This window comes from Mycobacterium sp. IS-3022 (genome assembly GCF_001500065.1).
In the GTDB taxonomy this organism is placed as follows: Bacteria; Actinomycetota; Actinomycetes; order Mycobacteriales; family Mycobacteriaceae; genus Mycobacterium.
The window spans coordinates 81,787-102,934 of record NZ_LQIN01000050.1; the positions used below are offsets into that span (position 1 = coordinate 81,787).

Genomic DNA, 21,148 nt, shown 5'->3' on the forward strand with positions numbered 1-21,148 from the left:
GTCGCCCGCATGGCGGCCGACCGGTTGGACACGGCGCGGGCGCAGCACCGGCGGGCCCGCATCGCGGTGGCCGCGCTGTTCTTGAGCAACGGCGCGATCTTCGCCAACCTGCTTCCGCGTTATCCCGAGATCAAGACCGACCTGCAGTTGTCGAACGCGGTGTACGGCGCGGCGATCGCGGCGTTCTCGGCCGGCGCGCTGGTGGCCGGACTGACCGCGGCGGCGCTGATCCGGCGCTACCGCTCCTCCCGGGTGGCGGTTGTCGGCACCGTCGGGATCGCCGCGTTCGTCGTGGCCGCCGGCCTGGCATCGAGCCCGCTGATGCTCGCTGCGGCGTTGTTCGTCGCGGGTGCATCGGATGCGGTCACCGACGTCGCACAGAATGCCCACGGGTTGCGGCTGCAGCGCAACTACGGCCGGTCCATCATCAACTCGTTTCACGCCGTATGGTCCGCGGGCGCGATCGTCGGCGGGTTGATGGGCGCCGGGGCGATCGCACTGGGTATCTCCCGCGCCGCGCATCTGACGATCGCCGCGGCAGTGTGCTGCGCGGTGGTCGCGTTCGCCTATCCGTATCTGCTGAAGGGACCCGATCACGACGACCATCCGGCAGCGCACGTAACCGGTACGGGAGGCGCCGGGACGGCGGTGTACCTCGCGCTGCTCGCCTTGGTGGTGATCGCCGTTGCGGGCGCCACTGTCGAGGACGCCGGAAGTTCCTGGGCCACACTGTATCTGCGCGACAGCCTGGACGCGCCGGGCGCCGTCGCCGCCTTCGGATACATCGCGCTGGCCGGGGCGATGTTCGTCGGGCGGCTGATCGGGGACCGCCTCGTCGACCGGTTCGGCGAACGCGCGGTCGTGCGCGCCGGCGGCCTCCTCACCGCTGCGGGCATGGGTGCGGCGCTGGTGTTTCCGTCGGTGCCCGCCACGATCGGCGGATTCGCCGCCGCGGGTTTCGGGGTGGCCACCCTGATCCCGGCCGCCATGCACCGCGCCGATCAGCTTCCCGGCCTGCGGCCGGGCAGCGGGCTGACGGTGCTGACCTGGCTGATGCGGATCGGGTTCTTCGGCGCGCCGCTGATCGTCGGGGTGGTCGCCGATGCGACGAGCCTGCGGGTCGGCCTGCTCAGCGTTCCGGTGGCCGGCGTGGTGGTGCTCGCGCTGGCCGGCGTGCTCAGTGCGCGGCACCCGCCAACTCGATCGTGAGCACACCTGCCACGATCAGCGCGATGCCGGCGGCCATCACCCAGGTGAGCGGCTCCGCGAACAACACCCGCGCGATCAGCGCGACGAGCGCGACGCCGCACGCGGTCCACACCCCGTAGGCGATGCCGACCGGCATCCCGAGTCCCAGCGTCAGCCATAGCAGGTAGAACGACGCCAGGTAGCCGAGCACCACAGGGGCGATCCAGGCCTTCTTGCGGAAGCCGTCGGAGGCGCGCAGCGACAGCGTCGCGACAACCTCGATCGCGATGGCGCCCGCGAGCGTCCACCACATCACGTCTCGGCCGCCCGATGCGAGCCGAGCTCGATGAGCAGGACGCCGGCGATGATGAGCCCGATGCCGGCGACGATCGGCCAGGTGAACGGGTCGCCGAACAACACGGCCGCCAGCACCGCGGTACCCGCGGTGCCCAACGCGCCCCAGATGCCGTAGGCCACCCCCACCGCAATCCCGGCGCGCAACACCATCGTCAACAACACGAACGCGCAGAGATAGCCGACGACCACCACGAGCAACCACCCCGAATGATCTTGAGAGGCACGCAAAGACAAGGTGGCCAAGACCTCAGCGGCGATGGCCCCGGCGAGCAACGCCCATTTGATCACGCCACCAAGCTATCGGAGGCGAGCAGGACCCCGCGTAGCCTGGTGAGGCAGTTTTCGCCGATGCCAAGGAGCCCTGATGACGGCCGATGCCAGTCGCACCGCCGGCGACGGTCCGGTCGTCGACACCGCGAGCGGTCCGGTCCGCGGCATCGACGACGGAACCGTGAAGGTGTGGAAGGGAATTCGGTACGCGGCGCCGCCTGCGGGTGAGCTTCGCTGGCGACCGCCGCAACCGCCCACGCGCTGGTCCGAGCCGGTGGACGCCACCAGGGTCGGCCCGGTGTGCCCGCAGCCGACCGATCCGCGGATCCCGCTCGATCTCGGGGCCCCGCAGGGCGACGACTGCCTGACCCTCAACGTGTGGGCCGCCTCCGACACCGAGCCGGGAGCGGGTAAGCCCGTGATGGTGTGGGTGCACGGCGGCGCCTACGTCCTCGGTTCGTCGGCGCAGCCCCTTTACCACGGCCGTGCACTCGCAGCCGGCGGCGAGGCGGTGATCGTCACCGTGAATTACCGGGTGGGGGCGCTGGGATTCCTGGACCTGTCGGAGTTCGGTGACGGGTTCGCCACCAACCTCGGCCTGCGCGACGTGCTGTTCGCGTTGCGGTGGGTCCGCGAGAACATCGCGGGGTTCGGGGGAGACCCGGATCGGGTGACCGTCTTCGGCGAGTCCGCCGGCGCCGGCATCATCACCACGCTGCTGGCCAGCCCGGCCGCCGCGGGGCTGTTCGGAGCGGCGATCGCACAGAGCTCACCCGCGACGTCCATCTACGATCGCGAGCGTTCGCGGCGCGTCGCGAAGCTGTTCCTCGACGAACTCGGCGTGCGACCCGACCAAGCCGACCGGTTGCCGTCGGTGCCCACCGCGGCGCTGCTGGCGGCATCCAAGCGAGTGTTCGACGACATTCCGGTGCGCACCCCGGGCACGCTGGCGTTCGCGCCGATCATCGACGGCGATGTGGTGCCGGCGCATCCGGTGCAGCTGGCCCGCGACGGCCGCACGCATCCGGTCCCGTTGATCATCGGAACCAACAAGCACGAAGCCGCGTTGTTCCGCTGGATGAGGTCGCCGCTGATGCCGATCACGCCCAAGGCGATTCGCGCGATGTTCGCCGAGATCGCCGCCGAGCAGCCGGATCTGCAACTGCCCGAGGAGCAACGTATCCGCGCCGCCTACCGCGGCCGCGGCAAGGCCATCGGCATGGGTGTGGCCCGCGACATCGGGTTCCGGATGCCGTCGGTGTGGTTCGCCGAGGGCCATCGCGAGGTGGCACCGGTGTACCTGTACCGGTTCGACTTCGCCACCCCGATGCTGCGGTTACTGCGCCTCGGCGCCGCGCACGCCACCGAACTGCCTTATGTGTGGGGCAATCTGGTCGCCGGCCCGAAGGATCCCACCTTCAAGCTCGGCGGGCTCAAGGCGGGTCGGGCGGTGTCGGCGCGGATGCGGCGGCGCTGGCTGAACTTCGCCGTCGACGGCACGCCGGCCGGCGGGTCGGGCGATCCGGTGTGGCCGCCCTACCGCGATCCCGGCCGCGCGACCCTGGTCATCGACGCCCAGGACCGCGTGGTCGACGATCTCGACCACGACGTGCGCACCGCGTGGGGCGATCAGGTGCTCAGCTTCCGCTGAGCCGTATGCTTTTTCCGGAGGTTTCGACGTGGACGCGAGTGCTGCCTTCTCGCACGTGCTGCCACCGCTGATGCACGACCCCGTGACGTTCGCGGTGCCGTTCTTCTTGCTGCTGCTGGTCATCGAGTGGACCGCCGCCCGGAGGCTTGCGTACGAGGAGTCCGAGCGCGCACCGGCCGGGGCCTATCAGCGCTCCGACGCGTGGGCCAGCATCTGGATGGGCGTGGTCTCGATCGGCACCAGCGGGGTGCTGAACTTCATCGCGCTGCTGGGCTACGCGGCGTTGTTCGTCTACGTCGCACCGTGGCAGTTGCCCGCCGACGCCTGGTACACGTGGGTGATCGCGATCGTCGGCGTGGATCTGCTCTACTACGTCTATCACCGGATGGCGCACCGGGTCCGGCTGATCTGGGCGACGCACCAGGCGCACCACTCCAGCCAGTACTTCAACTTCGCCACCGCGCTGCGGCAGAAGTGGAACATCAGCGGGGACGTGTTCCTGCGTGCGCTGCTGCCACTGTTGGGCGTGCCGCCGTGGATCGTCTTCGCCAGCTTCTCGATCAACCTGATCTACCAGTTCTGGATTCACACCGAGCGGATCGGCAAGCTCTGGGCGCCAATAGAATTCGTCTTCAATACGCCATCACACCACCGCGTGCACCATGGCATGGACCGCCAATACCTCGACAAGAACTACGGCGGCATCTTCATCGTGTGGGACCGGCTCTTCGGCAGTTTCGCCGCCGAAACCGTCCGCCCCCACTACGGACTGACCAAGCAGGTCGACACCTACAACATCTGGACGCTGCAAACCCACGAGTACGTGGCGATAGCCCGCGACGTGCGGCGTGCGCCCCACTGGCGCGACAAGCTGGGGTACATCTTCGGCCCGCCGGGGTGGACGCCCGCCAAGCGGCACGCCGTGACGGGGGAATCCGCCGCGGTTAACGCATAAGCCGGCATCCGGCCAGCAGTATGGAGCCATGGAGGTCAACGAGGTTCTGCTGCCGGGCGTCGGCCTACGCTACGAGTTCGACACCCGGGACGGTGAACGCGTCGGGGTGGTCGCGCGGCGCAGCGGCGACTTCGACGTCGTCGTGTACCACGTGGACGACCCCGATCAGGCGCAACACGTATTCCGGCTCAACCGGGAGGAAGCCGATGCGCTGGCGCAGATTCTTGGCGCACCGCGCATCGCCGAACGATTTGCCGACCTGACCCGCGAGATACCGGGGCTCAACGCCGGACAGGTGGTACTCGAACCCGGCAGCCCCTTCGTCGACCGCCCGCTCGGTGAGACCCGCGCCCGGACCCGCACGGGCGCGTCGATCGTCGCGATCGTGCGCGACGATTCGGTGCTCGCGTCCCCGGCGCCGACGGAACTCCTGCGCGTCGGGGACGTGCTGGTGGTCATCGGCACCGAAGACGGCGTGCGGGGTGTCGAGAACATCGTGACCAAAGGCTGACCCGGTGGTGGTGTCGGCGTCGCTGCTGTTCGAGCTCGGCGTCATCCTCATCGCGCTCACGGTGCTCGGCGGCGCGGCGCGCAGAATCGGGCTGTCGCCGATCCCGCTGTACCTTCTTGCCGGCCTGGCGGTCGGAGAAGGCGGGTTCACGCCTATCCCCGCCGCGGGCGAGTTCGTCCGCGTCGGCGCGTCAATCGGCCTCGTGTTGCTTCTGCTCACGTTGGGTCTGGAGTTCTCCATCACCGAGTTCGCCACCAGTCTGCGCAGACATCTACCGTCGGCCTGGGTGGACCTCGTCCTCAACGCCACCCCGGGCGCCATCGCTGGGTGGCTGCTGGGCCTCGATGTCGTCGGAATCCTGGCGCTGGCCGGCGTCACCTACATCTCCTCGTCTGGACTCATCGCGCGACTGCTGTCGGATCTACGTCGGCTCGGTAACCGGGAAACCCCCGCGGTGCTGTCGGTCCTCGTGCTCGAGGACTTCGCGATGGCGGCCTACCTGCCGCTGCTGACGGTGCTCGCCGCCGGCGGAACGTGGTGGCAGGCCGGCATCGGCATATCGGTCGCCGTCACGGCGTTGATGGTGGCGTTCATCGTGTCCTATCACTGGGGACATCACGTCGGCCGGTTGGTGACGCACCCCGACAACGAGCAACTGCTGCTGCGGATCATGGGGTTCACGCTGATCGTCGCCGCGCTGGCCGAGTTCGTACACGCCTCGGCCGCCGTCGGTGCTTTCGTCGTCGGCCTGGCGCTGACCGGAGAGTCCGCGGAGCGAGCCCGTGTGGTGTTGAGCCCGCTGCGTGACCTGTTCGCGGCGATATTCTTCCTTGCCATCGGGTACTCGGTCGACCCGGCCGACCTGATGCCGATGCTTCCAGCGGCCTTGGCGATCGCCGTGGTGACCGCGTTGACGAAGGTGCTGACCGGGCAGTTCGCCGCCCGCCGTGACGGAGTGGCCAGGCCGGGTCGGCTTCGCGCAGGCACGGCGCTCATCGCGCGCGGCGAGTTCTCGCTGGTCATCATCGGGCTGGTCGGTGCGTCGATCCCGCAAGTGAGCGCCGTCGCGACGCCCTACGTCTTCGTGCTTGCACTCGTCGGGCCCGTGCTGACCCGGTTCAGCGGGCGCGGCCGGCGCCGGAAAGGACAGGCGCCGCGTCGGACAGCGTCGTAGTGTCCGCGAGGTGGACACCGTCTTCGACGCCGCGGTCGATGCTGGTCGGGTAGAACGTTCGCTGGCGTCGAGTGCGTCATGTTCAGTCTGGCTGACCGCCGGCGGTCCGACGCGGCCGCAATACCCGGCGCTGACCCGGCCTGTCACCTGCGACTTGGTCGTCGTCGGCGGCGGATATACCGGGCTGTGGACAGCGCTGCACGCCGCGCGGCGCAACCCGAACCAGCGGATCGTGCTGATCGAGGCCAATCGGATCGGATGGGCGGCGTCCGGCCGCAACGGAGGCTTCGTGGAGGCCAGCCTCACCCACGGCATCGCGAATGGAAAAGCCCACTGGCCCAACGAGATTCACACGCTCGAAGCGATGGGGCGGGACAATCTCGACGGCATGCAGGCCGAGCTGCGGCAGCTGGGTCTCGACGCCGAATGGCAACGCACGGGCATGCTGACGGTAGCCACGGAACCTCACCAGGTCGATTGGCTACGACAGGCCGCGGCCGACGGGCAAGGGCAGTTCCTCGACAGGGCGCAAGTGCAAGACCAGGTGCACTCGCCGACCTACCTCGCGGGGCTGTTCAGCGCCGATACCTGTGCGTTGGTGCACCCCGCCAAGCTGGTGTTCGGACTCGCCGCGGCGTGCCAGGACGCCGGCGTGCGAATCTACGAGCACACCAACGCCTCGCGGCTGGATTCCGGTGGCGTCGGTCTTCGGGTGCACAGCGGGCCGGCGGTGATCACCGCCCGGCGGGCGGTGCTGGCCACGAACGTCTATCCGAGCCTGCTCAAGCGCAACCGGTTGCACACGATCCCGGTGTACGACTACGTGCTGGCCACCGATCCGCTCACCGACGCCCAGCTGGACCGCATCGGCTGGCGAAACCGACAGGGGATCAGCGACTGCGCCAACCAGTTCCACTACTACCGCCTCACGATGGACAACCGCATCGTGTGGGGCGGTTATGACGCCGTCTACCACTTCGGACGCAGGGTCGACCCCGGCTACGAGGACCGGCCGGCGACGTACCGGCGATTGGCCGCACACTTCTTCCTCACCTTTCCGCAGCTTGGCGACGTCCGTTTCAGCCACCGCTGGGCCGGTGCGATCGACACCAACAGCCGGTTCTGCGCGCACTGGGGACTGGCCCGGGACGGTCGCGTCGCCTACGTCAACGGGTTCACCGGGCTGGGGGTGGGCGCCTCGCGATTCGCCGCCGATGTGTGTCTCGATCTGCTCGACGGCCGGCCCACTGCGCGCACGGAACTGCAGATGGTGCGCGAGCGGCCGATGCCGTTTCCGCCGGAGCCGCTGGCGAGCATCGCCGTCCAGGCGACCCGCTGGTCGCTGGACCGTGCCGACCATTCAGCCGGGCACCGCAACGTTTTCCTGCGGACGCTTGACGCGCTCGGCGTAGGGTTTGATTCCTAGCCCGTGGCGAAAATGCGGCCGGGGCGTAACACGACGGTGATCTTCGCCGATGGGCAAGTGACGGGACCATCGTCGAGTGGTTGCTCCGTATCGGGTGCGGTTTTCCGCATGCTCGCCCGGGTATATGGAGCCCGCAACGCGCGGGTGCCCGAGGCTTTATCGGCCCGAGGAGCGGAGGCGACAGTGCGCCGACCATGGAAACGCGTACTGGCGGCCGCGGCCGCCCCGATCGCGGCGCTCGCCCTCGGTTCCGCGTCCGCGCAGGCGACCCCCGGTGTGTTGGTCTACCCGGGCATGGAAATCCGCCAGGACACCAACGTCTGCACGCTGGGCTATGTCGACCCGCAGGCGCGGATCGCGTTCACCGCGGGCCACTGCCGAGGCAGCGGGCCGGTCCGGGACCGGGACGGCAACCTCATCGGCATGCAGACCGTGTTCCGCGACAACACGCCCAACGGCGCCACCGTGGACACCAATCATCAGATCGCCGATTGGGAGGCGATCGCGCTGGCCCCCGACGTCGCGGTCAACAACGTGCTGCCCGGCGGCAGGGTGCTGGTGTCGGACCCCGCTGTGGTGCCTGCGCCGGGGCAACCGGTGTGCCATTTCGGCGTGGTCACCGGTGAGAGTTGCGGCAACGTCGAGGCGGTCAACAACGGCTGGTTCACGATGGCCAACGGCGTGGTCAGCCAGAAGGGCGACTCCGGCGGGCCGGTGTATGTCATCACCCCTGACAACCGGGCGGCGCTCATCGGCATGTTCAACAGCACGTGGGGCAAGTATCCCGCCGCGGTGTCGTGGCACACGGCCAGGCAGCAGGCCAGCCAAGACGTCATCTCCGCCGCATCGGCGAGCCTCGGCGACGCGGCGCCGTGAGGCCAAGCTATTAAAGCTTGACTTATATAAGCCACGTCTTTATTTTGAAGTGGTGCACGCGTTCGACGTCCTCGGGGACCCTGTGCGCCGCCGCATCCTCGAACTGCTCGCCGACGGCGAGATGTCGGCCGGCGCGATCGGCGCCACCATCTCCGAGGAGTTCGCGATCACGCAACCGGCCGTCTCGCAGCACTTGAAAGTGTTGCGCGACAACGGCTTCACGTCCGTACGACCGGACGGGCAACGCCGGCTCTACGCGGTCAACGGCACGGCGCTGCAGGACGTCGACCAGTGGCTCGATGCGTTCCGCCGCTTCTGGACGCCACCGCTGAATGCGCTCGGCACCGAGATCGCCCGCGGAAAACGACAACGACGAAGGAAGGCTCCATGAAGGACATCGACGTCGACCATCAAATCAACGCGGTCAGGCGCACCGTCGGGACCCGCACGATCGAGTCGGGGGAGGCGCGCGTCGTGACCATCAGCCAGGCCTACGACACCGACCAGGAGGACCTGTGGGACGCGGTCACCACCGCCGAACGTATCGAGCGGTGGTTCCTGCCGATCTCCGGTGAGCTCAAACTCGGCGGCTCTTACCAGTTGCAGGGCCACGCCAACGGCACGATCCTGACCTGCGATCCGCCGCAGAACTTCACCGCCACCTGGGAAAGCATGGGCAGCGTCAGCTGGATCGACGTCAGCGTCGTCGGCGAGGGCGTCGACCGGGCCCGCCTGGTGGTCGAGCACATCGCGCAGGTGGATGACGACACCTGGCGTCAGTTCGGGCCCGGGGCCGTCGGCATGGGCTGGGATTCCATGCTGCTGGGCCTGGCACTGCACCTGGACACCGGCGAATCCGTCGATCCTGCCGACGGGCAGGAGTGGACGACCACCGAAGACGGGCGCCGCTTTCTCAAACTGTCCGGCGAACAGTGGTTCGCCGCGAACGTCGCTGCCGGGGAAGACCCCGGCATCGCACGCGGCTCGGCCGATCGGTGCCTGAAGGCTTACTACGGCGAGGAGTAACTAGAACACGTTCTAGCCTTCGGGGCCGGGCGCGGATATCCTCGACCCGATGCTTGCCCAGACACCTGTCCAGATTGCGTGGGTGACGCGGGACCTCGATGCCACCGAACATGCGCTCACCACGTTGTTGGGTGCCAAGAAGTGGGTCCGCATACCCGACGTCCACTTCGCACCGGATGCCTGCACCTTTCGCGGTGAACCGGCGGACTTCGTCGCGAGCATCTCGCTGAGCTACGCCGGTGACACGCAACTCGAGCTCATCGCGCCGGTCTCCGGGCGCAGCGTCTACACCGAGTTCCTCGACACCGCTGGACCGGGGCTGCACCACATCTGCGTCGAGAAATCTTCCGTCGAGGAGTTCGACGGCGCGGTTGCCGGTGCCGAGGAGGTCGTCGCCCAGGGCGTGATGCCCGGCGGGATGCGGTTCGCGTATGTCGCGGCGCCGGCGGCCGGCGTGCCGTATGTCGAGATCGCTTACATCCCAGCCGAAATCAAGGCATTCTTCGAATACATCAAACAGGAGCAGAAGTGAACACCCAGATTCCCGACGCCCCCGACACCATCGCCGCGGCCGATGTGACGGCATGGTCCGACGAGGCCGACGTCGTGGTGATCGGCTTCGGCATCGCCGGCGGGTGCGCGGCCGTCAGTGCCGCGGCCGAGGGGGCGCGGGTGCTGGTCCTGGAGAAGGCAGCGGACGCGGGCGGCACGACGTCGATGGCCGGCGGACATTTCTATCTCGGCGGCGGAACCGCCGTGCAGCGGGCGACCGGGCACGACGACAGCCCGGAGGAGATGTACAAGTACCTCGTCGCGATGTCACGCGAGCCCGAGCACGACAAGATCCGCGCGTACTGCGACGGCAGCGTCGAGCACTTCGAGTGGTTGGAGGCCCTCGGCTTCGAGTTCGAGCGCAGCTACTACCCCGGCAAGGTGGTGGTTCCGCCGGGCACCGAGGGGCTGTCGTACACGGGCAACGAGAAGGTGTGGCCGTTCTGTGAGCAGGCCAACCCCGCGCCGCGCGGCCACTCGGTTCCCGTGCCGGGGGAACTGGGCGGCGCGGCGATGGTGATCGACCTGTTGGTCAAGCGCGCCGCCGATCTCGGCGTGCAGGTCCGCTACGAGACCGGCGCGACCAATCTGGTGGTCGAGGACGGCGGCGTCGTGGGCGTGCAGTGGAAGCACTTCAGCGAGACGGGCGTCGTGCGGGCCAAGGCCGTCGTCATTGCCGCGGGTGGGTTCGCGATGAACCCGGAGATGGTGGCACAGTACACGCCGGCACTGGGCCAGAAGCGAAAGACCAAGCACCACGGCGAGGTTGAGCCCTACATCCTCGGCAATCCGAACGACGACGGCCTGGGCATCCGGTTGGGGGTCTCGGCCGGCGGCGTCGCCAAGAACCTGGACCAGTTGTTCATCACCGCCGCCGCCTACCCGCCCGAAATTCTGCTGACGGGCATCATCGTCAACAAGAACGGTGAGCGGTTCGTCGCCGAAGACTCCTACCATTCGCGCACATCGGCGTTTGTCCTGGAGCAACCGGAGCAGACGGCGTACCTCATCGTCGACGAGGCGCACATGGAGATGCCGGAGATGCCGCTGATCAAGTTCCTCGACGGGTGGGAGACCATCGAGGAAGTCGAAGCCGCACTTGGCATCCCGAATGGCAAGTTGGTGGCGACGCTGAACCGCTACAACGAGCACGCCGCCCGCGGTGAGGACCCGGACTTTCACAAACAGCCGGAATACGTTGCCGCGCAAGACAACGGACCGTACGCGGTGTTCGACCTGTCGCTGGGCCGGGCGATGTACTCGGGGTTCACCATGGGCGGTCTGGCGGTGTCGATCGACGGCGAGGTGCTGCGCGAGGACGGCTCGGCCGTTCCCGGGCTCTACGCCGCGGGCGCGTGCGCGTCGAACATCGCCCAGGACGGCAAGGGCTACGCCAGCGGAACGCAACTCGGCGAGGGCTCGTTCTTCGGCAGGCGCGCGGGCGCACACGCCGCCAAGCGTTAGACCGGTACCGGTTCGTCGCCCTCGATGCGACTGAATCGCCACTCGCCGTCGCCGAGCAGTTCCAGCTCATGGCTGTGATGCTGTTCGACGGTCTTGCGGTGGCTGACGCTGACCAGGATCGTGTCGGGAAGTCGTGTCCGCACCAACTGGTAGAGCAGGAACTCCACCCCCTCATCGAGCGCGGACGTCGACTCGTCGAGGAACACCGCCTTGGGCTTGGTCAGCAGGATGCGCGCGAACGCGATGCGCTGCTGCTCGCCGGGGGAGAGCACCTTGGCCCAGTCCTGAACCTCGTCCAGCCGGCCGACGAGGTGCGGCAGTGCCACCGCTTCGAGCGTGCGCTCCAACTCTCGGTCCTCGATCGCGCCTCCCTCGTTCGGATAGCTCACCACGGCGCGTAGGTCCCCGAGTGGCACGTAGGGCAGTTGCGACAGGAACATCGTCTCGTTCGGCCCGCACGGCCGAGTCAGCGTGCCGGAGGTGAACGGCCACAACTCCGCGAGGCTGCGCAGCAGCGTGGTCTTGCCGACACCGGACGGACCGGTGACGACCAGCGTCTCGCCGACCTCCAGCCGCAGGTCGAGCGGGTTGATGAGCTGCCTGCCGTCCGGGGTGCGGACCTCGATGTCGTCGAGTCGCACGGTGTCGTCGGCACTCGGGGTGGTCGTGATCTCCGGGAGCTCCCGACCCTGCTCGTTGGCGGTCACCAGACCGTGAAGCCGGATGATCGCGGCGCGGTAGCCCGCGAACTGGTCATAGGCGTTGCGGAAGAAGGACAGACCCTGCTCGATATTGCCGAACGCCGACGCGGTCTGACTCATCGCGCCGAGCGTGATCTCACCGTTGAAGAACCGCGGGAACTGCAGCAGATACGGCGGCACCACGATGATCTGATCCATCGACAGGTTCCAGCCGTAGAAGCCCATCATCCGGTTGATGTAGCGCTTGTAGTTGGACACCACGGGGGCGAAGAGTCGGCGAAGACCGGTGCGCTCGGCGATTTCACCGCGATAGAACGCGACCGCTTCGGACGCGTCGCGCAGCCGCACCAGCGCGTAGCGGAACGCGGCGTTGAATTTCTCGTTGTTGAACGACAACCAGATGATCGGCCTACCGACCCAGAACGCGATGATCGACGCAAAGAGCACATATCCCAACAGGATCCAGAACATCGCCTTCGGCACTTCGGTCCCGATCAACGGAAGGGTGAGCGTTCCCGACAGGTTCCACAGGATCGCGGTGAACGAGATCATCGAGACGACGGCGTTGACCGCACCGAACAGCAGCGTGGAGGTCGAGGTGTTGTTCGGGGTGTTGGGGAGTCCGCCGACGCCGGCGGTGAGGATGTCGATGTCCTGCTGGATGCGCTGATCGGGGTTGTCGATCGTCTGGTCGATGAACCGCCCCCGGTAGTACGCCTTGCCGTCGAGCCAGTCACCGGTCATCTGGTCCGTCAACCAAACACGCCAGGCCAGCATGAACCGTTGCGTGATGAACAGGTCCAACATGATCCGTGCAACGTGCAGGACGGCCAGGATCGAGAAGACGAGCATCGACAGCCAGAACCCGTCCCTGCCGGAGTCCTTGATCGTGTCGTCGCCGTTGCCGATGCCCGCTGCCACCACCTGGAAGCTGGTCATCATGTCGCTGCCCTGATACGTGAACAGCACGGAGAGACGAACACCGACGATCACCGACAGCAGGATCACCGCCAGCCAGAGCCACACCTTGACGCTCTCCGGGCCCTTGAAGTAGTCGCCGGTGATGCGCCAGAACTGTCTGCCCCACTCCGTGAACCGGGCGATCAGCACAAGGATCGCAAGGGTGCACACCGCCGCGACCGCCCAGGCCTGGCCGATCCATGTCAGCGACGCCAGAAGCTCGTTGCCCCAGTCCAGCGTGGGGGCGAACATTCCCTCTTCCATTCGGGCAAGGTACCTCGACAACCTGTCGGCGGCGCTGCGCCGGCCTCACTGCCGGTCGCGCGTCGACCCGCGAGCGCTGCGGCTCTCTATGCTGCCAGCATGAGCACCGACGCTCCGGGTCCTGACGCGGTGAACGCGGGACACGTGATCGCCCGGCGGTTGCGGGCCAGCGGCATCGACACGGTCTTCACACTCTCGGGTGGCCACCTGTTCTCCATCTACGACGGCTGCCGGGCGCAGAACATCAGGTTGATCGACACCCGCCATGAGCAGACCGCCGCGTTCGCCGCCGAGGGCTGGTCGAAGGTGACGCGGGTGCCGGGCGTGGCGGCGTTGACCGCCGGTCCCGGAGTCACGAACGGCATGAGCGCGATGGCCGCCGCGCAGCAGAACCAGTCGCCGCTGGTCATCCTCGGCGGCCGCGCGCCGGCGTTGCGGTGGGGGCAGGGCAGCCTGCAGGAGATCGACCACGTCCCGTTCGTCGCGCCGTTGACCCGGTTCGCGGCCACCGCGGAGTCGCCGGACGCCGTCGGGCGATTGATCGACGATGCGCTTCGGGCAGCTGTCGGAGCCGGCGGGGCGCCATCGGGGGTGTCGTTCGTCGACTTCCCGATGGACCACGTGTTCAGTGAGACCGCCGACACTGGTGGGCCCGGAGCGCTGAGCCGGCCGTCAGCCGAGGCGCACGCCGACGGGGATGGGGTGGACGTCGCGGTAGGACTGCTGGCCGGGGCGCGGCGGCCGGTCATCATGGCCGGTACGAACGTCTGGTGGGGCCACGCCGAGACCGCGCTGTTGAAGCTTGCCGAGTCGCTGCGCATCCCGGTGCTGATGAACGGGATGGCTCGCGGCGTCGTGCCAGCCGACCACCAGCTCGCGTTCTCGCGGGCACGGTCGAAGGCGTTGAAGGAGGCCGACGTCGCGCTGGTGATCGGCGTACCGATGGACTTCCGCCTCGGCTTCGGAGGCGTGTTCGGAGCCGACACCGCGCTGATCTCCGTCGACCGGGTCGCCCCCGAGCGGGCACCGGCGCGACCGGTCGCCGCCGGCTTGTTCGGTGACCTCACCGCGACCTTGTCTGCGCTGTCGGCGGCCGCCACGCCCGACCACGAAGCCTGGATCGCGGAGCTTCGTGCGGTGGAGACCGCGGCGCGCACCGCCGAGGCTGACGAACTTCGTGACGACCGCACGCCGTTGCACCCCATGCGGGTGTACGCCGAGCTCAACACGATGCTCGACCGCGACGCGATTGTCGTGATCGACGCGGGCGACTTCGGTTCGTACGCGGGCCGCCTCATCGACAGCCACGTGCCGGGCGCTTGGCTCGACAGCGGCCCGTTCGGCTGTCTGGGCTCGGGACCCGGATACGCTCTGGCCGCCAAGCTGGCCCGGCCGGACCGGCAGGTCGTGCTGTTGCAGGGCGACGGCGCGTTCGGGTTCTCCGGCATGGAGTGGGACACGTTGGTACGACATGGGGTTCAGGTGGTGTCGGTGATCGGCAACAACGGAATCTGGGCGCTGGAGAAACACCCGATGGAGATGTTGTACGGCTACTCGGTGGTGGCCGATCTGCGGCCGGGTACCCGGTACGACGAGGTGGTCACGGCTCTCGGCGGGCACGGCGAGCTGGTGACGACGCCCGCCGAGCTGCGACCCGCTTTGGAGCGGGCGTTTTCGTCGAGCCTGCCCGCCGTGGTCAACGCGCTGACCGATCCGACGGTGGCGTACCCGCGCCGGTCGAACCTGGCGTAGCCATCTGCGCGAGCGTGCGACGAAAATCATTCGACGCGTTCGAGTTTCGCGCCCATGCTGGAGTGATGGAGGTGCGCTTTCACGGCTCCGCCGACGAATTCCTGGCGGTCGCCGAACCGGTCTATCGCCGTGACCCGATCGCCAACACGATCGAGTTGACCGTCCTACGGGCCGCGCTGCCGGACGACGCGCTGCTGCTGTCACTGTGGCGGGACTCGGACATCGTCGGCGTGGCGCTGCAGACACCGCCATACCCTTTGGCGTGCAACGGTATTCCCGTCGAGCACATCGATGGCGTCGCCCGCGAGGTCGCGGGTAGGCGTCCCGGCCTGACCGGTGTGCGCGGTGCTCGCCACGCCGCTACCGCGTTCGCCGACGCCTGGAGTGAAAGCACGGGTCGAGTAGCCGTCGTCACGCTCGAGGAGCGGCTGTACCGGCTCGGGACGTTGAAGCCGCCGGCAGGTGTCGCGGGTTCGGCTCGCATCGCGACGGACCGGGATCGCCCGGTGCTGGCCGATTGGGTGCAGATGTTCTTCGCCGAGACACCCGGGCATCCCGACACAGCGGGCGGCGAGTTCGTCGACGCCGCGACGGGCCGGGGTGACCGCTTCGTGCTGTGGGACGTCGACGGCACGCCGGTGAGCATGGCGCTGCTGCGCTCGGCCGCGGCCGGGGTCTCGCGCATCGGTCCCGTCTTCACACCCGCGACCCGCCGCGCACACGGCTACGGCTCGGCGGTCACCGCCGCGGCCGCGCGGGCCGCGCTGGATCGCGGCGACGCCGGCGTCGTGCTGTTCACGGACCTGGCCAATCCGACATCGAACGCGATCTACCAGAAGGTCGGGTTCGAGGCGGTGTCCGACTCCGTGCGCATCGATTTCCGCACACTCCATTGAGCGCGACAGCGCGCGCCTGCTGCCCGGGCGGCCGCGTACGGTAGCGGTGTGGCGAAGACGAAGACCCGCAATTCAGGTCGTGTCAGCAGCAGATTCTGGCGGCTGCTCGGCGCCAGCACCGACCGCGACCAGGCCCAGTCGATGGACCAGGTGCGCAGCTCGGCGGAGTTCGAGGAGAAGGCCGCGGCACTCGACGACGAGCAACTGCGCAAGGCCGCCAAGTTGCTGAACCTCGACGACCTCGCCGAGTCCACCGACATTCCGCAGTTCCTGGCGATCGCCAGGGAAGCCGCCGAAAGGGCGACCCTGCTGCGTCCTTTTGATGTGCAGCTCCTGGGCGCACTGCGGATGCTCGCCGGCGACGTGGTCGAGATGGCCACCGGTGAAGGTAAGACCCTGTCGGGTGCGATCGCGGCGGCCGGCTATGCGCTGGGCGGCCGGCGCGTGCACGTCATCACCATCAACGACTACCTGGCGCGGCGCGACGCCGAGTGGATGGGCCCTCTGCTGGAGGCGCTGGGACTGACCGTCGGTTGGATCACCGAGAGCTCGACGGCCGACGAGCGCCGCGCCGCCTACAAGTGCGACATCACCTACGCCTCGGTCAACGAGATCGGCTTCGACGTGCTGCGCGATCAGCTGGTCACCGACGTTGCCGCCCTCGTCTCACCGAACCCCGACGTCGCGCTGATCGACGAGGCCGACTCCGTGCTCGTCGACGAAGCGCTGGTGCCGCTGGTCCTCGCGGGCACCAGCCACCGCGAGACCCCGAAGGTCGAAATCATCCGGATGGTCGGCGAACTCACGCCCGGCGTCGACTACGACACCGACACCGACAGCCGCAACGTGCATCTCACCGAGATCGGCGCGCAGAAGATGGAAGCCAAGCTCGGCGGCATCGACCTGTACTCCGAGGAGCACGTCGCCACCACACTCACCGAGATCAACGTCGCACTGCACGCGCACGTGCTGCTGCAACGCGATGTGCACTACATCGTCCGCGACGACGCCGTGCACTTGATCAACGCCTCCCGCGGCCGGATCGCCCAGCTGCAGCGCTGGCCCGACGGTCTGCAGGCCGCGGTCGAGGCGAAGGAGGGCATCGAGACGACCGAGACCGGTGAGGTGCTCGACACCATCACGGTGCAGGCGCTGGTCAACCGGTACCAGACCGTGTGCGGCATGACCGGCACCGCGCTGGCCGCAGGCGAGCAGCTGCGCCAGTTCTACAAGCTCGGCGTCTCGCCGATCGACCCCAACAAGCCGAACATCCGCCAGGACGAAACCGACCGCGTGTACGTCACCGCGGCGGCCAAGAACGACGCGATCGTCGAGCACATCAAGGAGATCCACGAGACCCGGCAACCGGTGCTCGTCGGCACCCGCGACGTGGCCGAGTCTGAAGAGCTGCACGAGAAGCTGGTGAAGGCCGGTGTCCCGGCGGTGGTGCTCAACGCCAAGAACGACGCCGAGGAGGCCGCGGTGATCGCCGAAGCCGGCAAGCTCGGCAGCATCACGGTGTCCACCCAGATGGCCGGCCGCGGCACAGATATCCGCCTCGGCGGCTCCGACGAGGCCGACCACGATGAGGTCGCCGAGCTCGGCGGGCTGCACGTCATCGGCACCGGCCGGCACCACACCGAGCGGCTCGACAACCAGCTGCGCGGTCGCGCCGGGCGCCAGGGCGACCCCGGCTCGTCGGTGTTCTTCTCCAGTTGGGAAGACGACGTGGTGGTGGCGCATCTGGAACCGAACAAGCTTCCGATGGACAGCGACGAGGACGGCCGTGTCGTGAGCCCCAAGGCGGCCACCCTGCTGGATCACGCGCAGCGCGTCGCCGAAGGCCGGATGCTCGACATCCACGCCAACAACTGGCGCTACAACCAGCTGATCGCCCAGCAGCGCGCGATCATCGTCGAACGCCGAAACACGTTGCTGCGCACGGCGACCGCGCGTGAGGAACTCGCCGACCTGTCGCCGAAACGCTACGAGGAGGTTCTCGAGCGGCTCGGCGAGGAAAAGCTGGAGGAGATCTGCCGGCTGATCATGCTGTACCACCTCGACCGGGGGTGGACCGACCACCTGGCGTATCTGGCCGACATCCGGGAGAGCATCCACCTGAGAGCGCTGGGCAACCAGACGCCGATCGACGAGTTCCACCGGATGGCAGTCGACGCGTTCGCCTCGCTGGCCGCCGATGCGATCGAAGCGGCCCAGCAGACATTCGAGACCGCGCCGTCGATCGAGGACGAACCCGGCGTCGACCTTTCCAAACTGGCCCGCCCGACCTCGACGTGGACCTACATGGTGCACGACAATCCGCTCGCCGACGACTCGCTGTCGGCGCTGAGCCTGCCGGGTGTGTTCCGCTAGGTTGAGTCCATGACCGAGGCGCATCGCCAAGCGCCCTCGCCGGACGAGGCGGGTCAGGCCCGCGACCGGGTGCTCACGGTGCCCAACGTGCTCAGTGTGCTGCGCCTGGTGTTGGTGCCGGTCTTCCTCTGGCTGCTGCTGGTCGTGCACGCCAACGCCTGGGCGGTGGCGGTGCTGATGTTCAGTGGGTTCTCCGACTGGGCCGACGGCAAGATCGCGCGGCTGGTCGACAACCAGTCGTCGCGGCTGGGGGAGTTGCTCGACCCGGCCGTCGACCGCATCTACATGCTCGTGGTCCCGATCGCCATGGCGATTCAGGGCTCACTGCCGTGGTGGATCGTGCTCACCTTGATCGGCCGCGATGCCGTGCTGGCCACGACGCTGCCGTTGCTCCGCAGCCGCGGCCTGACCGCGCTGCCGGTCACCTACATCGGCAAGGCCGCCACGTTCGCGTTGATGTCCGGGCTGCCGCTGATCCTGTTGGGGCAGTGGGACGCGACCTGGAGCCGGGTGGTGCTGGCCATCGGCTGGGCCTTCCTGATCTGGGGCCTGGTGATGTACCTGTGGTCCGGTCTGCTGTACCTGATCCAGGTGGGCATGGTGGTGCGACAGCTGCCGAAGGTGACGTGATGAACGCGCGCGCGACGAGCCGGGACGCCCGATGACGCAAAGCTTCCGCAGAACGCTCGGCGGCTACGACCCGCAAGCGGGCCGCAACGCCCACGAGGCGGACCGGCCGACGCTGATCCCGGTCCCGTCGCTGCTGCGGTCGTTGCTGACCGATCACCTCGACCCCGGGTATGCGGCGGCGGCCGAGGCCAAAGCCGCCGGTCAGGTGCGGCCCCGGTGGCAGACGTGGATCTGGCAGGTGGCCGGTGCGCTGCTGCTGGTGGTGGTGTTCGCGGTTGCGATGGCCCAGGCTCGCGCGACCGCCCCGGGCGTCCGCGAGACGCAACAGGTGCTCGCGGGCAGCGTGCGGACGGCCGAAGCCGACACCGCGGCGGTGGCGGCCCGCAGGGACACGCTGGCCGCCGAGGTGGACGACGAACGTCGCAACCGCCTCGAAGGCGATGCACGCGGCCAGCAGCTGCTGGAACGACTCGACGGGGCGAACTTCGCTGCGGCGGCCACACCGGTCATCGGCCCCGGCCTGACGATCACCGTCACCGACCCGGGCGTATCCGCGGACCTCAGCGACGTGTCGAAGGAGCGGGTGCCGGGCAGCCGGCAGGTGATCCTGGACCGCGATCTTCAGCTCGTCGTCAACTCGCTGTGGGTCAGCGGCGCCGAAGCCCTGTCGGTGGGCGGTGTGCGGATCGGACCCAATGTGACGGTCCGACAGGCGGGCGGCGGCATCCTGGTCGACAATCAACCGATCAGCAGCCCATACGTCGTCCTCGCGATCGGACCGCCACACGCGATGCAGGACGTGTTCGACCGCAGCCCCGGCCTGCAACGACTTCGACTGTTGGAGGTCTCCTACGGCGTCGGAGTCAGCGTAAGCACCGGCGACGGGCTCGAACTGCCCGCCGCCTCCGTCCGAGAAATCAACTTCGCCAAGGAGATTGGGTCGTAGACACAGAGATGAAGTCAGACACATGATCGGAATCGCCGCACTGGTCGTCGGCATCGTGCTCGGGCTGGTCTTCCGCCCCGACGTTCCCGACTTCGTCCAGCCGTATCTGCCGATCGCGGTCGTCGCCGCGCTCGACGCCGTCTTCGGCGGGCTGCGCGCGTATCTGGAGCGCATCTTCGACTCGAAGGTGTTCGTGGTGTCGTTCGTGTTCAACGTGTTGGTCGCCGCGCTGATTGTCTATGTCGGTGACCAGCTGGGCGTCGGTACCCAGCTGTCGACGGCGATCATCGTCGTGCTCGGAATCCGGATCTTCGGAAACGCAGCCGCCTTGCGGCGCAGGCTGTTCGGCGCGTGACGCATGAGTGAGCACACCCCGCAGCACGAGCAGCCGGAGCAGCACGGCCGCCACGAGTTGCCGCCCGATGCGCCCGCACCCGACCTCGACGAATTGCGCGGAGGGCGGCGTCCCCGGTCTCAGCTGATCTTTCGGGCGTTGGCGGTGCTGCTCTGTGTCGTGCTCGGCGTGGCGATCGTCACCCAGGTGCGGCAGAACGAGTCCGGCGATGCTCTGGAGACCGCCCGGCCCGCCGACCTGTTGGTGCTGCTCGATTCGCTCCAGCAGCGGGAGGCGGCACTCAACACCGAGGTGAGCGACCTGCAGCGCACACTGACGCAGCTGCAGGCGTCCGGCAGCAGCGACCAGGCGGCGATCGAGAACGCGCAGGCCCGGCTGGCCGCACTTTCCATCCTGATCGGCACCGTGCCCGCGACCGGGCCCGGCGTCACGCTGACCATCACCGACACCGCGCCCGGCGTCCCTGCCGAAACAATGCTCGACGTGATCAACGAGCTCCGCAACGCCGGCGCCGAGGCGATGGAGATCCGCGGCGGGGGACCCGGCCAACAGACCTCGGTGCGCGTCGGCGTCGACACCTGGGTGGTCGGCGACCCCGGTGCCCTGGTGGTCGACAACACGCCGATGAAACCGCCGTATTCCGTTCTGGCCATTGGCGATCCACCCACCCTGGCCGCCGCGATGACCATCCCCGGCGGCGCCATGGACAGCGTCAAACGCGTCGGCGGCACCATGACGGTGCAACAGTCCGACCGGGTCGATGTGACCGCCTTGCGGCAACCGAAACAGCGCCAATACGCTCAGCCAGTCAAATGAGGGTC

At 68.2% G+C, this 21,148-nt stretch carries 21 protein-coding genes; 18 read left to right on the forward strand and 3 right to left on the reverse strand.

All coding sequences use genetic code 11. From position 1 onward, the window contains the following. The first annotated feature begins 9 nt into the window (after positions 1-9). The gene (locus AU188_RS23095; RefSeq protein WP_059165932.1) at positions 10-1,209 is read left to right on the forward strand and encodes an MFS transporter; all 1,200 of its coding nucleotides are present in this window, start codon (positions 10-12) and stop codon (positions 1,207-1,209) included. Here AU188_RS23095 and AU188_RS23100 read toward each other — a convergent pair. Next, positions 1,178-1,501, reverse strand: coding sequence for a DMT family transporter (locus AU188_RS23100; protein ID WP_059165806.1), 324 nt, complete (start codon positions 1,499-1,501; stop codon positions 1,178-1,180). The genes AU188_RS23095 and AU188_RS23100 overlap by 32 nt on opposite strands. Beyond that, positions 1,501-1,833: a DMT family transporter gene (locus AU188_RS23105; protein WP_059165807.1), complete on the reverse strand. Its 333-nt coding sequence runs from the start codon at positions 1,831-1,833 to the stop codon at positions 1,501-1,503. The genes AU188_RS23100 and AU188_RS23105 overlap by 1 nt, the downstream gene beginning before the upstream one ends. Positions 1,834-1,909: 76 nt before the next feature. Between AU188_RS23105 and AU188_RS23110 the strand changes: the two genes are divergently transcribed. From AU188_RS23110 to AU188_RS23155, 10 genes are all read left to right on the forward strand, one after another. Beyond that, entirely contained in the window at positions 1,910-3,466 is a 1,557-nt protein-coding gene (locus AU188_RS23110) for a carboxylesterase/lipase family protein (protein ID WP_059165808.1), read from the forward strand. A 70-nt stretch (positions 3,467-3,536) separates the two neighbouring features. Next, on the forward strand, positions 3,537-4,421 hold the full coding sequence (locus tag AU188_RS23115) for a sterol desaturase family protein (protein ID WP_059165933.1): 885 nt from the start codon (positions 3,537-3,539) through the stop codon (positions 4,419-4,421). A 28-nt stretch (positions 4,422-4,449) separates the two neighbouring features. Further along, the gene (locus AU188_RS23120; protein WP_059165809.1) at positions 4,450-4,932 is read left to right on the forward strand and encodes a cation:proton antiporter regulatory subunit; all 483 of its coding nucleotides are present in this window, start codon (positions 4,450-4,452) and stop codon (positions 4,930-4,932) included. A 4-nt stretch (positions 4,933-4,936) separates the two neighbouring features. Continuing rightward, the gene (locus AU188_RS23125; RefSeq protein WP_059165810.1) at positions 4,937-6,106 is read left to right on the forward strand and encodes a cation:proton antiporter; all 1,170 of its coding nucleotides are present in this window, start codon (positions 4,937-4,939) and stop codon (positions 6,104-6,106) included. Positions 6,107-6,116: 10 nt separating this feature from the next. Further along, positions 6,117-7,532 carry an NAD(P)/FAD-dependent oxidoreductase gene (locus tag AU188_RS23130; protein WP_059165811.1) on the forward strand — a complete coding sequence of 472 codons (1,416 nt, stop codon included), beginning with the start codon at positions 6,117-6,119 and terminating at the stop codon, positions 7,530-7,532. A gap of 183 nt (positions 7,533-7,715) precedes the next feature. Then, a complete protein-coding gene (locus AU188_RS23135; protein ID WP_059165812.1) occupies positions 7,716-8,408 on the forward strand; it encodes an Rv1815 family serine proteinase in 693 nt (230 codons plus the stop codon). 52 nt (positions 8,409-8,460) lie between these two features. Beyond that, positions 8,461-8,799 carry an ArsR/SmtB family transcription factor gene (locus AU188_RS23140; protein ID WP_059098567.1) on the forward strand — a complete coding sequence of 113 codons (339 nt, stop codon included), beginning with the start codon at positions 8,461-8,463 and terminating at the stop codon, positions 8,797-8,799. Continuing rightward, positions 8,796-9,434, forward strand: coding sequence for an SRPBCC family protein (locus tag AU188_RS23145; RefSeq protein ID WP_059165813.1), 639 nt, complete (start codon positions 8,796-8,798; stop codon positions 9,432-9,434). Before AU188_RS23140 ends, AU188_RS23145 begins: the two co-directional genes overlap by 4 nt. Before the next feature lie 49 nt (positions 9,435-9,483). Then, complete coding sequence (locus tag AU188_RS23150) at positions 9,484-9,966, forward strand: VOC family protein (protein WP_059165814.1); 483 nt, start codon at positions 9,484-9,486, stop codon at positions 9,964-9,966. A gap of 8 nt (positions 9,967-9,974) precedes the next feature. Beyond that, positions 9,975-11,450 carry an FAD-binding protein gene (locus tag AU188_RS23155; protein WP_082686767.1) on the forward strand — a complete coding sequence of 492 codons (1,476 nt, stop codon included), beginning with the start codon at positions 9,975-9,977 and terminating at the stop codon, positions 11,448-11,450. On the opposite strand, the gene AU188_RS23160 is transcribed toward AU188_RS23155, so the two are convergent. After that, positions 11,447-13,363, reverse strand: a complete 1,917-nt coding sequence (locus tag AU188_RS23160; RefSeq protein ID WP_502687636.1) for an ABC transporter ATP-binding protein/permease — start codon at positions 13,361-13,363, stop codon at positions 11,447-11,449. The genes AU188_RS23155 and AU188_RS23160 overlap by 4 nt on opposite strands. Positions 13,364-13,474: 111 nt before the next feature. Here AU188_RS23160 and AU188_RS23165 point away from each other — a divergent pair, with 111 nt between their 5' ends. The 7 genes from AU188_RS23165 (at position 13,475) to AU188_RS23195 (ending at position 21,143) form a co-directional block, all read left to right on the forward strand. Then, entirely contained in the window at positions 13,475-15,127 is a 1,653-nt protein-coding gene (locus AU188_RS23165) for an acetolactate synthase (protein WP_059165817.1), read from the forward strand. Positions 15,128-15,192: 65 nt separating this feature from the next. Further along, positions 15,193-16,023, forward strand: coding sequence for a GNAT family N-acetyltransferase (locus AU188_RS23170; protein ID WP_059165818.1), 831 nt, complete (start codon positions 15,193-15,195; stop codon positions 16,021-16,023). Between the two features lie 48 nt (positions 16,024-16,071). After that, a complete protein-coding gene (secA2, locus tag AU188_RS23175) occupies positions 16,072-18,396 on the forward strand; it encodes an accessory Sec system translocase SecA2 (RefSeq protein WP_059165819.1) in 2,325 nt (774 codons plus the stop codon). 9 nt (positions 18,397-18,405) lie between these two features. Beyond that, positions 18,406-19,026, forward strand: a complete 621-nt coding sequence (locus AU188_RS23180; RefSeq protein WP_059165820.1) for a CDP-alcohol phosphatidyltransferase family protein — start codon at positions 18,406-18,408, stop codon at positions 19,024-19,026. 31 nt (positions 19,027-19,057) lie between these two features. Next, complete coding sequence (locus AU188_RS23185; protein WP_059165821.1) at positions 19,058-19,972, forward strand: DUF881 domain-containing protein; 915 nt, start codon at positions 19,058-19,060, stop codon at positions 19,970-19,972. Between the two features lie 22 nt (positions 19,973-19,994). Further along, entirely contained in the window at positions 19,995-20,327 is a 333-nt protein-coding gene (locus AU188_RS23190; RefSeq protein WP_059098557.1) for a small basic family protein, read from the forward strand. Between the two features lie 3 nt (positions 20,328-20,330). Beyond that, positions 20,331-21,143 carry a DUF881 domain-containing protein gene (locus AU188_RS23195; RefSeq protein WP_059165822.1) on the forward strand — a complete coding sequence of 271 codons (813 nt, stop codon included), beginning with the start codon at positions 20,331-20,333 and terminating at the stop codon, positions 21,141-21,143. Positions 21,144-21,148: the final 5 nt, after the last annotated feature.